Genomic DNA, 12,855 nt, shown 5'->3' with positions numbered 1-12,855 from the left:
GCGTTCCTAGCGCGGCCGCACGAAGGCGGCGCGCAGGGCCTCCACCGGGGCGCGGCAGCAGCAGCCTTCGAGGTGGTCGTTGACCACGCCCATCGACTGCATGAAGGCGTAGACCGTCGTTGGCCCGACGAAGGACCAGCCGTCCTTCAGCAGCCTCTTCGACAGCGCAGTCGATTCCGGCGTCCGGCCGAGCGCCGACAGGCTGGCCCGGTCGCAGACGGGCGGCCGCGTCGCCGGGTCCGGCTCGTAGCTCCAGACGAGGGCGGCCAGCGACACGCCCGCATCCCGCATCGCCCGGGCGCGGCGCGCGTTGTTGATCACCGACAGGATCTTGGCCTTGTGGCGGACGATGCCGGCGTCGGCGAGCAGGCGGGCGACGTCGTCCTCGCCGAAGTCCGCCACGCGGTCGATGTCGAAGCCCGCAAAACCGGCGCGGAAATTCTCGCGCTTGCGCAGGATCGTCAGCCAGGACAGGCCCGACTGGAAGCCCTCCAGGCACAGCTTTTCAAAGAGGGTCCGCGGGTCGGCGACCGGGCGGCCCCATTCCTCGTCGTGATAGCGGCGATAGTCGTCCTTCTCGCCCTGCCACCAGCAGCGCCACGCGCCATCCGGCCCCTGCAGGAGACCGTCCCTCGCATCCGCGTCGTCCGTCATCGCCAACCCCGTCGATTGTTCACTCTTTGTTCGTAACATGACCGCCGCGCCGAGGCAATCGGCGCGGTGTCTGGCAAGTGGGGCCGAAAGCTTGCGGTGAAAGCCTCAGGCGAACAGGGCGTCGATGTCGTCCTGGCTGGCGATGTTCTCGTCGGTCTCGAGCGCCGGACCGTTGAGCAGGGCGGCGTCGCCCTCGCGCTTGGCCATCTCGTCGGCCTCGATCTCGGCGAAGCTTCCATGCCGCCCCAGATCTCGATCATCCGGGCGACCCGGGTCTCGATGAAGCGCATCGCATGGACCACCTTGTTGATCCGCTGGCCGGTGAGGTCCTGGAAGTTGCAGGCCTCGAAGATCGCGATCACCCGCTCCTGGATGTCGGCCGCGAGGGCGTGGTCCTCGCCCTTGGTCCGGGCTGCCAGGGTGTTGGCGGCATCGTCGATCACTTCCGCGGCCGACAGGATCGTCTCGGTCGCCCGCTCGGTGCCGTGCACGACCGCGTCGAGTTCGTCGGTGACGCGCGACATCTCGCGGCCCTCGAAATTGGAGACATGCAGGGTCGCGATCTCGCGCTTGGTCTGCATGATGGCCGCCTGGATCTCGTCCAGTTCGTCCTTGAGCTTCATCGCCTCGCCGAACTGGCGGCGGTAGTCCTCGAGCACGGCGGTGCTGACCTCGCGCGTCGGCGCCATCATCCGCTTGAGCTCGCTGATCTCGTGCAGGATCTGGGCGGACTGGTCGAAGGCAGGAGACGGGAGCGCCAGCTGGGCGGATGCGCCGTTCAGGTAGGACTCGATGCGGTAGGCCCGCTTCCCTCTCGACATGATCCGCAAGTCCTCTCGTCACCCTGTTACGAGCCCAAATTATCGGCCGGCGTTAACATCCGGTTGTCCTAAAATGCCCCCGAAGCCGATTGCGGCGGGAATGGAGACGATCTGCCCGGTTTGTTCGCAGGATCGCCGATTGACCATCCCTGCAAATCCGTTAACTTCACATCCGTGTGATCAGGGGATCACGACCGTGTGAGAGCAGTATCGAGACCGGCAAGAGCGGGAACCGCCACGGATCGATCGTGAGGGCAGCGACAGCGCCCGCACCAGAAGGCCGCAAGCGGCCGCTCAGGGGGACCGACACGTGGCGCAGCATGATCGGGCCTATTCGCCCCGCCGTCCTTTCCGCATTGTCGCCGCGCTGTTCGCGGCGCTGGTGATCGCCCTGCCGTTGCCGGCGCTGGCCGGCGGGCTGTCGCGGTTCTCCGACCAGCATCTTGCGGACGGCTTCATGCGCACGGTGTTCGGCACCGAGTCCGGCAGCCGCGTGCGCGGCATGCGCGTCAAGAAATTCGAGGTTCCGGTCCGCTTCGCGATCGACGACCGCTCCGGGAGCGGTCGGGCCGACCGGGTGGCCGCCTTCATCCGCAGCCTGCCGAAATCGATCCGCGGCCTCGACGCCCGGCTTGCCGCGCCCGGGGAAAAGGCGAATTTCACCGTCGTCATCACCGATCGCAGCGGCTATGCGGCGCCGTCCAGGGCGGCGATCTTCGGCGGCCATGGCCGCCCGCTGCCCGGCAAATGCGTGACGATCATGGACCTCGGTCGCGCCTCGATCGCCCGTTCGACCTCGATCATCGTCGCCGACGAGGGCGAGTTCCTGTTCCAGCGCTGCATGATCGAGGAGATCCTGCAGGGCCTCGGCCCGATCAACGACGACGTCTCGCTCGCCGCGTCGATGTTCAACGACACCACGCGCCACCGCGACATGATGGTGTTCGACCGCGCGATCGTCAGCATGCTCTACGATCCGCGCATCCGGAACGGCATGACCATGCGCGAGGCGGCCGCCGTGCTGCCCGAGGTGATCCGGGACATGCGCCGCCGCGTGCGCTGAGGAGCGGCGCAATGCGGGCGGGGTTTTCCGCCCACCGTCCGGTGCCGGAGCCATACGTCGTCAACCCCGCGTTCATCCTGTTTCGCGACCCTTCGTTTACCACGCTCCGAGATCGGCGGCATTTGCAGGGCGGCCCTCTGATTTGATTCACCATTCGCTTGAGGTTTGCGCCCTAGCGTGACGGCGACGGGGACGCTCCCGCCGAAACCGGAACGCTGCGGCGTCGCGGTGCGGCGGGCGTCCCCCGGCCGCCTCGGAGGCGTGCCGCGCCCGGCAGAATGCCGCCGCGCGGGCCCACGTCACCGGCAACCGCAACGACTGTCGCGTCTCGAGTCTGTCGATGAAACATGTCCTGCTTCTCGCCGCCGTGGCCGGCGCCGTTCTTGCCGGCCCGGCCCTTGCCGCCGCGCCCGCCACGCAACGCCGCCGCCGATCGTCCTCAGCCCGGATCTCACCGACCCGTGGGTGATGCAGCTGCGGCCCGGCAACACGCCGATCTATGCCGCGCCGAAGGCCCATGCCGGCGCCACGCGCCTGCCCGATCCGGCGCGTCCCGAGCCGACGCTGTCCTATGCGCCGCCGGCCACCGCCCATCCCGCCGCCCTGCGACCGGCCCACCAGATCTCCGCCGAATTCCTGCCGACCGTGGTCGACTACGAAGGCCCGTTCGCGCCGGGCACGATCGTGATCGACACCGAAAGCCGGCATCTGATGCTGGTGGAGGAGAACAACCGCGCGCGTCGCTACGGCGTCGGCGTCGGCCGCCCCGGCTTCACCTGGGCCGGCAGCCACCGCGTCACCCGCAAGGCAGAATGGCCGGGCTGGACGCCGCCGCCGGAGATGCGCAAGCGCCAGCCGGAGCTGCCGTCCTACATGCCCGGCGGCCCGCAGAACCCGCTCGGCGCCCGCGCGCTCTACCTCGGCTCCACGCTCTACCGCATCCATGGCACGTCGCAGCCGTGGACGATCGGCCAGGCGGTCTCGTCCGGCTGCATCCGCATGCGCAACGAGGACGTGACCGACCTCTACAACCGCGTGCCCGTCGGCGCCCGGGTGGTCGTGCTGCGCTGATCGCGCAGGTCCGACCTCGCCATCAAAAAGGGGCCTTTTGGCCCCTTTTTCGTTGTCCGGATCTCAGAGCTGGCCGAGCATCTTGCGATAGGCGTCCAGCGTGCACTGGCGCGGATCGGGCGCGCGGGCGCAGTTGTTGCGCGTCTTGCGCCAGTCGCGCTCGCGGGTCTTCAGCGCCGACACCTCGTTGGCCGGCGCCCGTGCGAGGGCGGCGGCAAGGTCGCGCGCCAGCGTCACATCCAGTTCGGCGAGTTCGTCGTCGGCGCAGATGAGCTTCTCGATGTCGCCGCGCGCGCCCTCGCAATCGAAACTCGGCGTGGCGGCTGAGGCCGTGTGGGAGCCGACCGACGGAAAGCCAATCGACAGGGCGAGACCGAGCGCAGTCACCACGAGCGGTCTGGCAAGAAAAATGGAAATCCGTTTGATCAAAGACATTTTACGCAACCAATCTGAACAGAGCCCGCCATCGCGGTGTCTTCTCCATGCCCTCGACAGCCGCCAACCGACCACGAGTCTGGCGCGGGCCTGTGCCCGAACCATGCACGTCGAAATTCCTCGCCGTCGTCCGCCGGCCTGAGGGACCTGCGTCGCCGGCTTGTCGCCGCAATGCAGCAGGGTTGTAGTGTGGAAAAGTGGCCGGCAAATGTCGAGCGGAGAATCGATCGCAACACTGCATCGCCAGCCTTCGCACGAGACGGCGCGCCGGGAATCCGGGGTTGCCAGCCCGTCAGGCGAGGAGATCGAGCACGTCCCTTGTCATCTCGTTCGCGGCGCGGAAGGTGGCGACAGAGGCCTGGTAGGCGGCCTTCGCGGTCATCTGCTCGACCGCCTCCGCCGCAAAGCTGACCTCGGGCATGGCCACCCCGCCGGAGGGCGCCGGCTGGAGCGCGCCCGGCGCGGTCGGCGCGTCCGTGCCTGCCGGCATCGGACCGGACACGCCGGCGGCCGCGACCCGGCCGGCCGAGGCCTCGAAGCGGCTCGACGCGGCGGTCATGCCTGCAAGGGATGTGCGCATGGCGCCGATCATGGTCCTGCCTGTCCTTGCGTCCCGGCCCCATCGGCCGGCGGAAACGCCCGGTCACTCTGGCGTTCCGGCGTTGACGATCCGTCAACACATCCGCTCGAATCGGACCGATCCACGATCGTCAGGCCAGATGCAGTCCACGCAGGGCGGCGGGCGTCTGTCCCCCGTGCGCCCAGTCGAGCAGCTCGGCAGTGTGGACGATCGGAATCGACGTGCCGGTGGCGATCTGGGTCATGCAGCCGATGTTGCCGGCGGCGATCACGTCGGGCGCCACCTTCGCGATGTTGGCGACCTTGCGGTCGCGCAGCCGCCCGGCGATCTCCGGCTGGAGAATGTTGTAGGTTCCGGCCGAGCCGCAGCAGAGGTGGCCCTCGGGCACATCGACGACCTCGAAGCCGGCGGCGCGCAGAAGCTGTTTCGGCGTCTCGCGGATGCGCTGGCCGTGCTGCATCGAGCAGGCCGAGTGATAGGCGACCCGGATCGGCCGTCCGCCCGCCATGCCGGCCACCCGGCCCGGGCCCGGCTGCGGCGGCAGGTCGAGGATGGTGAGCACCTCGGTCAGATCCTTCGCGAGGTCCGAGACGCGCTCGGCCGTCGCGGCATAGTCGGGATCGCGCGCGAGCATGTGGCCATAGTCCTTGATCGTCGTGCCGCAGCCGGATGCGGTGATGACGATCGCGTCCAGCCCGTCGTGCTCGATCTCGCCCATCCAGGCGTCGATATTGCGCCGTGCCGCGTCCTGCGCCTCCGTCTCGCGTCCCATGTGATGGACGAGCGCGCCGCAGCAGCCCTCCCCCTTCGGCAGCACCACCTCGACGCCGGCCCGGGTCAGCAACCGGATCGTGGCGGCGTTGATGCCCGGATCGAGCACCGACTGCGCGCAGCCGGAGAGGAGCGCAACGCGGCGGCGGCGATCGCCTTCCGCCGGGATCACGTCACCGGGCCGATGCACCGCCTTGTCCGGCAGGGCGGACGGAGCCAATGCGAGCATCGCCGCCAACCGCCGGCCGGGGGCACCGAGCCTTGCAAACAGGCCACTGAACGGCCGGGCGAGCCGCGCGCCGGCGAGCGCCAGCCGGAACCGGCCGGGATGCGGCAGCACGAAAGCCAGCAGCGCGCGCAGCAGCCGGTCAGCCATCGGTCGGCGATAGGTCCGCTCGGTGTGGGCGCGCGCATGGTCCACCAGATGCATGTAGTCTACACCTGATGGGCAGGTGGTCATGCAGGAGAGACACGAGAGACAGCGGTCGAGATGCTTGACGGTCTCGGCGTCGGCCGGCCGGTCGTTCTCCAGCATCTCCTTGACGAGGTAGATGCGGCCGCGCGGGCTGTCGAGCTCGTCGCCGAGCAGCACGAAGGTCGGACAGGTCGCCGTGCAGAAGCCGCAGTGGACGCAGGTCCGCAGGATCTTCTCGGAGGCCGCGACGTCCGGATCGGCCAGCTGGGCGAGGGAGAAATGGGTCTGCATCGGTCAGTCCTTCGCCACCATGCGCCCGGGATTGAGAATCCCGAGCGGATCGAACTGTGCTCTCAGCCGCGCGGTGAGCGCGGCCAGCGGGCCGGGCTGCGGCTCGAACACCGGGATGCGGGCGCGAAGCTCGGCGGGCGCACGCACCAGCGTCGCGTGGCCGCCGCCTTCCGCCGCGATCGCCGCGCGGATTGCCGCGGCGCCGGCATCATCGGCGGAGGTCGGGTCCAGAGCGAGCCAGACGAGGCCGCCGCCCCAGTCGTAGAAATGGCGGCTGCCGGCCGTGCTCGGCAGCGCCGCCGGCAGCCGCGCCACCACCTTCGGCCCGGCCGTCGGGGCGACGGAAATCTTCCAGACGACCGTTCCCGGCGTTGCCGCGAAGGGCGCGACGTCGCGGATCGCGCGCCACAGATCGAGGCCGGGCTCGCCCCCCATCGCCTCGGCCGGGCCGGCATCGGCCAGAAGCGCGGCGAGACGGGCCGCCCGGTCGGCGACCGAGGGCGCGATGCCTTCCAGACGCAGCAGGGTTGCCGGGCCGGAAAAGCCGAAGTCCGCAGCAACGGACGCGGGCAGATGCGCGGCGCCGGAGACGTCTGCGGGCGAGCCGAGCGCCCGCGACAGCACGGCGACGGCCGCGTCATCGGCAAGGCCCGTCCACATCAGCGTCGTCGCCGTCTGCGGCGCGGGCAGCACCTTGAGCGTCAGTTCGGTGAAGACGGCGAGCGTGCCGAAGGAGCCGGTCAGCCCCTTCGACATGTCGTAGCCGGTGACATTCTTCACCACCCGCCCGCCCGACTTGAAAATCTCGCCGCGCCCGGAGACCGCGCGAATGCCGAGCATGTGGTCGCGGGCGGCGCCGGCCTTGATCCGGCGCGGACCCGAGAGATTGGCGGCGATCATCCCGCCGATGGTACCGACGTCGGCGGGCGCGCCGTAGAGCGGTCCGAGATCCGGCGGCTCGAAGGCAAGCGCCTGGCCGCGCGAGGCGAGCAGGTGCCCCACCTCGGCCAGCGGGGTTCCGGGGCGGACGGCGATGACCAGTTCTTCCGGCTCGTAGAAGGTGACGCCGGAGAGGCCGGTGAGATCGAGCGTGCGGCCCGCCGCCACCGGCCGGCCGAGCCCGCGCTTCGACCCGGCGCCGAGGATTTCGAGGCTCGTGCCGGTGGCAACGGCGTCCGCGACGGCGGCGAGGACGCCGGCTTCATCGGTCGGGCGAAGGGCGGTCATGGGGTGGCTCCGTGGGGGGCGAAGCGGTGGCCTGCAAGGGCGCGGTGAGCGCGGGAGGCGCCGCCCCCCTCTCCCTGTCCCTCCCCCTCGAGGGGGGAGGGGACGCAGGACGCCACGGCTTTCGTCTCTCCCCGTCTCGTCTCGGCGCAACGCCTTGGAGACGACGGACAGGACGCCGATCGTCCCCTCCCCCCTGGAGGGGGAGGGACAGGGAGAGGGGGAAGCCCCACCCACAGGAAGAAACCGGTCCAGGAACCCATCCTCAAAACCTCGGCAGTTCCGGAAACGGCAGGTTGCCGCGGTGGATGTGCATGCGGCCGAGTTCGGCGCAGCGGCGGAGCTGGGGGAAGACCTTGCCGGGGTTGAGCAGGTGGCCGTCGTCGAAGGCGCATTTCACCCGCATCTGGTGGGCAAGGTCCACGTCGTCGAACATCTCGTGCATCAGGTCGCGCTTCTCCACCCCCACGCCGTGTTCGCCGGTGAGCACGCCGCCGACCTTGACGCAGAGGCGCAGGATGTCGGAGCCGAAATCCTCCGCCGCCTGCAATTCGCCGGGCTTGTTGGCATCATAGAGGATCAGCGGATGCAGGTTGCCGTCGCCCGCGTGGAAGACGTTGGCGCAGGAAAGACCATATTTCACCGACAATTCGCGCATGCCGGCGAGCACCTGCGGCAGCGCCTTGCGCGGGATCGTGCCGTCCATGCAGTAGTAGTCCGGCGAGATCCGCCCCACGGCGGGGAAGGCCGCCTTGCGGCCGGCCCAGAAGGCCATGCGTTCGGCGTCCGACCCGGAAATCTTGAGCGAGGTGGCGCCGTTGCGCAGGGCGATCGCCTCGACCTCGCCGATCAGGTGATCGACCTCCACCGGCGGACCGTCGAGTTCGACGATCAGCAGCGCCTCCGCGTCGCGCGGATAGCCGACGTGGACGAAGTCCTCGGCGGCGGCGATTGCCGGCCGGTCCATCATCTCCATGCCGCCCGGAATGATGCCGGCGGCCACCACATCGGCCACGGTCTGCCCGGCTTCTTCCGAGGAAGCAAAGCCCACCAGCAGCGCGCGGGCCGTCTCGGGGCTGCGCAGCAGGCGCACGGTGACCTCGGTGACGACGCCGAGCAGGCCCTCCGAGCCGACCACGAGGCCGAGCAGGTCGTAGCCCTCGGCGTCGAGATGGCGGCCACCGAGGCGGATCACCTCGCCGGTCATCAGCACCATCTCCAGGCCGAGCACGTTGTTGGTGGTGAGGCCGTATTTGAGGCAATGCACGCCGCCGGAGTTTTCCGCGACATTGCCGCCGATCGAGCAGGCGATCTGGGACGAGGGATCGGGGGCATAGTAGAAGCCGGCGTGTTCGACGGCCCTGGTGATGCCGAGATTGGTGACCCCGGGCTGCACCACGGCGCAGCGATTGGGGAAATCCACGTCGAGGATGCGGTTGAATTTCATCATCGACATCAGCACCCCGTCGGCGAGCGGCAGCGCCCCGCCGGACAGGGACGTGCCCGCCCCGCGCGGCACGACCTTGATGCCTTCACCGTGGCAGTACTTGAGGATGGCCGCGACCTCGGCGGTCGTCTCTGGCAGCACGACCAGCAGCGGCGGCTGGCGATAGGCGGTCAGGCCGTCGCTCTCGTAGGGGCGCAGGGCGATGTCGCCGTCCAGAACCCCCTCCCCCGGCAGGATACGGCGCAGCGCCGCGGCGATCGACGCGCGTCGCGCATGATCTGCCGATCCGGCTCCGGCATCTTGGGCCCTGACATGCGACTTCCTCCCCCTTGTCCGACGCCCCGTTTCGTCGACCTTGCTATTTGCGACGATTTGACGACAATTCTTTCCACCACGGAAAAAGCGTGGTATCATGTGTACCAGTGATGCATTCCGAGAATCCGTAGCTTTCCGGGGCTGGATGCCTGCGCAGGGGACTATATGTCATCGGAATGCGAATGACAGAGTTGCCACTTATGCGCGGGTCGAAAAATGCCTGATATCGCCGACCTTGAAATCTTCGCGCGTGTCGTCACCGCCGGCAGCATGTCGGCTGCGGGACGTGAAATGGCCCTTTCGCCGGCGGTCGTGTCCAAACGCATCCGCCGCCTGGAAGATCGCCTCGGCACGCGCCTCCTGCAACGCACGACGCGGCAGATCGCGCTGACCGAAGCCGGCCAGGGCTTCTACGAGCGTATCGTCGCGATCCTCGCCTCGATCGAGGAGGCAGAGGCCTTCGTCTCGCGGCGCTCGGCACTGGCGCGCGGCACGCTCAAGGTCTCGGCGCCCACCTCCTTCGGCCGGATGCACATCGCGCCCTATCTCGGCGAATTCCTCGAGGCCAACCCGGATCTCGGCGTCAACCTGGTGCTGTCGGACGACTTCGTCGACGTGGTCGGCGAAGGCTACGATCTGGCGATCCGCATCGCGGAACTGGCCGATTCCAGCCTCGTCGTCCGTCGCCTTGCTCCGGCCCACCGGGTGCTGTGCGCCTCGCCGGACTATCTGGAAGCCCACGGCACGCCGAAGTCGATCGAGGACCTGTCCGACCACATCTGCCTTGCCGCCGCCCATCAGGATCCGTGGCGGCTGGAAGGACCGGGCGGCCCCGTCGCCGTGCGCGCCAGCGGGCCGGTGCAGACCAATTCCTCGGAAGTGGTCCGGGAACTCACCCTTGCCGGCGTCGGCATCGCCCTGCGCTCCACCTGGGACATCGGGCCGGATCTTTCCGCCGGCCGGCTCAAGATCGTGCTGCCGGAATACCGCGCCTCGCGCCATGTGGGCGTCTACGCGGTCTATCCGAGCCGCCGCTTCCTTGCCGCCAAGGTGCGGGTGTTCATCGACTATCTCGCCAACCTCTACGGTCCGCAGCCCTACTGGGACCAGGGCCTCGACGCGGTGCTGACGAAGCGCATCGCCGCGGCTTGAGGGTTGGATTGGGGGAGCAACAAGCCGTCATGGTCCTTGGTCACCTTCACTGGCTTTAAGGGTGTCATCCCCGGCAAGTCGAGCGACAGCTCGGCTTGGGAAGGGGATCCAGAAATCAGCCGTGGAATTCAGTGGCCAGCTTCTGGATTCCCTTCCCGTCGGCGCTGCGCGCCGCCGCCGGGAATGACACTGGAGACGCACTCCTACCTACTCGCTGCCCTCACTCGTCGTGATGCTTGCGGATGCGGCGGACCGTCCACCAGACGAAGGCGATGACCAGCGGCACGGCGGCGGCGGTGAGGATGCCGGGGTCCACCTCGAGGTGGAACAGCTTGCCGCCCTTGGCGAGATAGCCGACCAGCCCCACGATGTAATAGCTGACCGCCGCGACCGAGAGACCCTCGACCGTCTGCTGCAGGCGCAGCTGCAGGCGCGCGCGGCGGTTCATGGAATCGAGCAGGTCGCGGTTCTGCTCTTCCAGTTCCACATCGATGCGGGTGCGCAGGAGGTCGCCGGCGCGGCCGAGCCGGATCGCCAGGTCGCCCTGCCGGTCCTGGATGGCGCGCAGGGTGCGCATCGCCGGGGCCGTGCGGCGGGTGAGAAAGGCGCCCCAGGTGGAGTAGCCCTCGTAGGTCTCCTCACGGATCGCGTCGAGCCGCAGCCGGACGATCTCGTCATAGGCGCGGCTGGCGCCGAAGCGGAAGGCGGTGGCTGCCGCCAGCGCCTCCAGCTCCGCCGACAGCCGGGTCAGCTCGCCGAGAAGCTCGCGGTTGCGGCTGAGGCCATGGCTGGTGCGCAGCGCCTCGGTGTTCTCCAGGAGGCGCTGCTCGATGTCGGCCACCAGCGGACCGAGCCGCTGGGCCTCCGGCAGGCCGAGCATCGCGAAGGTGCGGTAGGTCTCGATCTCCAGCAGCCGCTGCACCAGCGCGCCGGACTGGCGGGCATGAAGGCCACGATCGACGATCAGGATGCGCGTGCGCCCGTCGCCATCGGCCCGGAAATCGGTGACGATCAGCGCCGTGCCGTCGACCACCGTCGAGGCCGACACCCACACCTCCTCGAAGAAGGCGAGCGGCCCGCCGGCCGTCTCCGGCACCGCGCTTTCGGCGACGAGGTCGAGCCGGGTCGCAACCAGCATCTCGCCGGGCGGACGGAAGCCGAGGCCGAAGGGATCGCGGCCGAGCGAGGCGAAGGGCCGGGCGCCCGGATCGGGCGGGGCATCGAAGGTGTAGGTGGTGAATTCGGAATGGCGCTCCCAGCGAAGCGTGCCGCCGGCCACCCGGATCTGGTGCAGGCTGGCGTCGCTGTCCGGCCCCGGCTCGCCGTGGGCGCGGCAGAATTCGGTAAGAAACGCCCGGTCGGCCGCCACCGCCGCCGGCGGCGTCATGAAGGCATAGTGCAGCACGACGCGCGGCGTCTCGATCAGCCGGAACGGCCGGGCGTGCACCTCGCCGATGACCCGCGCGCGCATCGGATGCACCAGCCAGCCGGCGAGCCCCTTCTGTTCACCCGCCACCCGAACCTCCTCAGCCACGCTCTCGTGGCCGACACATAGCGGATTCGGCGCGGCTGCGCACCGCGACACGAGGGAGCGGAGGCCCGTCCGGCGGTATGTCATGAGCCGCGAAGTGGACAAAAGATTTGACCACTTTGTCGCATCATTCTAACCTCGATCCCAGAATGGTTCCAATCGGCGCCGGCGGCAAGCCGCCCGCCTCTGTTTCCGGCCCTGCCGCCGGAGCAGACCTGACCGGGACACTGCCATGCCCTTTCATCCTGTGACCCACGACCGCACGGCGGCGACCGTCGCGCGGCAGATCGAAGGCCTCATCCTCGACGGCGTGCTGCGCTCCGGCGACCGGCTGCCGGCCGAACGCGACCTTGCCGGCCGGCTCGACGTGTCGCGGCCGATCCTGCGCGAGGCGCTGGCCGATCTGGAGGCGCGCAGCCTGATCGTCGCCCGCCATGGTGAAGGCACCTTCGTGGCCGATGTCACCGGCCAGGTGTTCAACCAGGCGATCGTCGATCTCATCCGCGAGACGCCGAAGGCGCTCACCGACTATCTGGAATTCCGGGTCGAGATGGATGCGCTGGCCGCCGACATGGCCGCCCGGCGCGCCACCTCCGCCGACCGGGCGATCATCGGCGGCATCCTTCAGGCGATGGCGGACGCACACGAGGCGGCGGACGCCACCCGCGAGGCGCTGCTCGACCTCGACTTCCACATGGCGATCTCGGACTGCACCCACAATGTGGTGATGATCCACACGTTGCGGGCCTGCTACCGGCTGCTGGCGGACGAGATGTTCTACAGCCGCGCGCTGCTCTACGAGAGCCCGGCCTCGCGGCTGCGGCTCTACGAACAGCACCGCAGGATCGGCGAGGCGATCCTCGCCGGCGACGCCGAGGGTGCAGCCCGCGCCGCCTCCCATCACATGGTCTATGTCCGCTCCGAGGTGGAGGAGCGGCTGCTCGCCGCCGAGCGCGAGAAGGTCGCCGGCATGCGGCTGTCGCGCAGCGAGAGCATCGGCGACCGCCCGACCCCGGGGCGCCGTGCCCGCCCCGCGCCGCGCCCGCCCGGCGCCACACGCCTGCGGGGCACCCCATGACCGAGTT

The 12,855-nt window shown here is 69.3% G+C and carries 10 protein-coding genes and 2 pseudogenes; 4 read left to right on the top strand and 8 right to left on the bottom strand.

What is annotated here, in order from left to right; all coding sequences use genetic code 11:
- Positions 1–6: 6 nt before the first annotated feature.
- Together A6302_RS04240 and A6302_RS04235 are read right to left on the bottom strand one after the other, a co-directional pair.
- On the bottom strand, positions 7–654 hold the full coding sequence (locus tag A6302_RS04240) for a DNA-3-methyladenine glycosylase I (RefSeq protein ID WP_069305997.1): 648 nt from the start codon (positions 652–654) through the stop codon (positions 7–9).
- Positions 651–1,475 carry a protein phosphatase CheZ gene (locus tag A6302_RS04235; protein ID WP_245293911.1) on the bottom strand — a complete coding sequence of 275 codons (825 nt, stop codon included), beginning with the start codon at positions 1,473–1,475 and terminating at the stop codon, positions 651–653. The genes A6302_RS04240 and A6302_RS04235 overlap by 4 nt, the downstream gene beginning before the upstream one ends.
- Before the next feature lie 310 nt (positions 1,476–1,785).
- Between A6302_RS04235 and A6302_RS04230 the strand changes: the two genes are divergently transcribed.
- A complete protein-coding gene (locus A6302_RS04230) occupies positions 1,786–2,538 on the top strand; it encodes a DUF2927 domain-containing protein (protein ID WP_083255507.1) in 753 nt (250 codons plus the stop codon).
- Between the two features lie 340 nt (positions 2,539–2,878).
- Positions 2,879–3,609, top strand: a pseudogene (locus tag A6302_RS04225) (L,D-transpeptidase).
- A 63-nt stretch (positions 3,610–3,672) separates the two neighbouring features.
- Here A6302_RS04225 and A6302_RS04220 read toward each other — a convergent pair.
- From A6302_RS04220 to A6302_RS04200, 5 genes and pseudogenes are all read right to left on the bottom strand, one after another.
- The gene (locus A6302_RS04220; RefSeq protein ID WP_141703403.1) at positions 3,673–3,996 is read right to left on the bottom strand and encodes a lysozyme inhibitor LprI family protein; all 324 of its coding nucleotides are present in this window, start codon (positions 3,994–3,996) and stop codon (positions 3,673–3,675) included.
- Positions 3,997–4,336: 340 nt separating this feature from the next.
- On the bottom strand, positions 4,337–4,624 hold the full coding sequence (locus A6302_RS04215) for a flagellar basal body rod C-terminal domain-containing protein (protein WP_141703402.1): 288 nt from the start codon (positions 4,622–4,624) through the stop codon (positions 4,337–4,339).
- Positions 4,625–4,754: 130 nt separating this feature from the next.
- Entirely contained in the window at positions 4,755–6,101 is a 1,347-nt protein-coding gene (glcF, locus tag A6302_RS04210; RefSeq protein ID WP_069305995.1) for a glycolate oxidase subunit GlcF, read from the bottom strand.
- A gap of 3 nt (positions 6,102–6,104) precedes the next feature.
- Complete coding sequence (gene glcE / locus A6302_RS04205; protein ID WP_069305994.1) at positions 6,105–7,328, bottom strand: glycolate oxidase subunit GlcE; 1,224 nt, start codon at positions 7,326–7,328, stop codon at positions 6,105–6,107.
- A gap of 262 nt (positions 7,329–7,590) precedes the next feature.
- Positions 7,591–9,086, bottom strand: a pseudogene (locus tag A6302_RS04200) (FAD-linked oxidase C-terminal domain-containing protein).
- Between the two features lie 217 nt (positions 9,087–9,303).
- Here A6302_RS04200 and A6302_RS04195 point away from each other — a divergent pair.
- Positions 9,304–10,239, top strand: coding sequence for a LysR family transcriptional regulator (locus A6302_RS04195; protein ID WP_069305993.1), 936 nt, complete (start codon positions 9,304–9,306; stop codon positions 10,237–10,239).
- Positions 10,240–10,459: 220 nt separating this feature from the next.
- Here the strand turns inward: A6302_RS04195 and A6302_RS04190 are convergent, their stop codons facing one another.
- Positions 10,460–11,710 (bottom strand): DUF3422 family protein, encoded by a 1,251-nt coding sequence (locus A6302_RS04190; protein WP_069306013.1) that lies wholly within the window; start codon positions 11,708–11,710, stop codon positions 10,460–10,462.
- Positions 11,711–12,002: 292 nt separating this feature from the next.
- Here A6302_RS04190 and A6302_RS04185 point away from each other — a divergent pair, with 292 nt between their 5' ends.
- Positions 12,003–12,848, top strand: a complete 846-nt coding sequence (locus A6302_RS04185; protein ID WP_069305992.1) for a FadR/GntR family transcriptional regulator — start codon at positions 12,003–12,005, stop codon at positions 12,846–12,848.
- The last annotated feature ends 7 nt before the right edge of the window (positions 12,849–12,855 follow it).

This window comes from Methylobrevis pamukkalensis (genome assembly GCF_001720135.1).
Classification (GTDB): Bacteria; Pseudomonadota; Alphaproteobacteria; order Rhizobiales; family Pleomorphomonadaceae; genus Methylobrevis; species Methylobrevis pamukkalensis.
This window is presented reverse-complemented; position numbering and strand designations above follow the sequence as displayed.

Excerpts from the sequence above, each read along its gene's own strand:
- A6302_RS04240 (WP_069305997.1), bottom strand. The coding sequence starts at position 654 with ATGACGGACGACGCGGATGCGAGGGACGGTCTCCTGCAGGGGCCGGAT.
- A6302_RS04235 (WP_245293911.1), bottom strand. The coding sequence starts at position 1,475 with ATGTCGAGAGGGAAGCGGGCCTACCGCATCGAGTCCTACCTGAACGGC.
- A6302_RS04215 (WP_141703402.1), bottom strand. The coding sequence starts at position 4,624 with ATGCGCACATCCCTTGCAGGCATGACCGCCGCGTCGAGCCGCTTCGAG.
- glcF (WP_069305995.1), bottom strand. The coding sequence starts at position 6,101 with ATGCAGACCCATTTCTCCCTCGCCCAGCTGGCCGATCCGGACGTCGCG.
- glcE (WP_069305994.1), bottom strand. The coding sequence starts at position 7,328 with ATGACCGCCCTTCGCCCGACCGATGAAGCCGGCGTCCTCGCCGCCGTC.
- A6302_RS04195 (WP_069305993.1), top strand. The coding sequence starts at position 9,304 with ATGCCTGATATCGCCGACCTTGAAATCTTCGCGCGTGTCGTCACCGCC.
- A6302_RS04190 (WP_069306013.1), bottom strand. The coding sequence starts at position 11,710 with ATGCGCGCGCGGGTCATCGGCGAGGTGCACGCCCGGCCGTTCCGGCTG.
- A6302_RS04185 (WP_069305992.1), top strand. The coding sequence starts at position 12,003 with ATGCCCTTTCATCCTGTGACCCACGACCGCACGGCGGCGACCGTCGCG.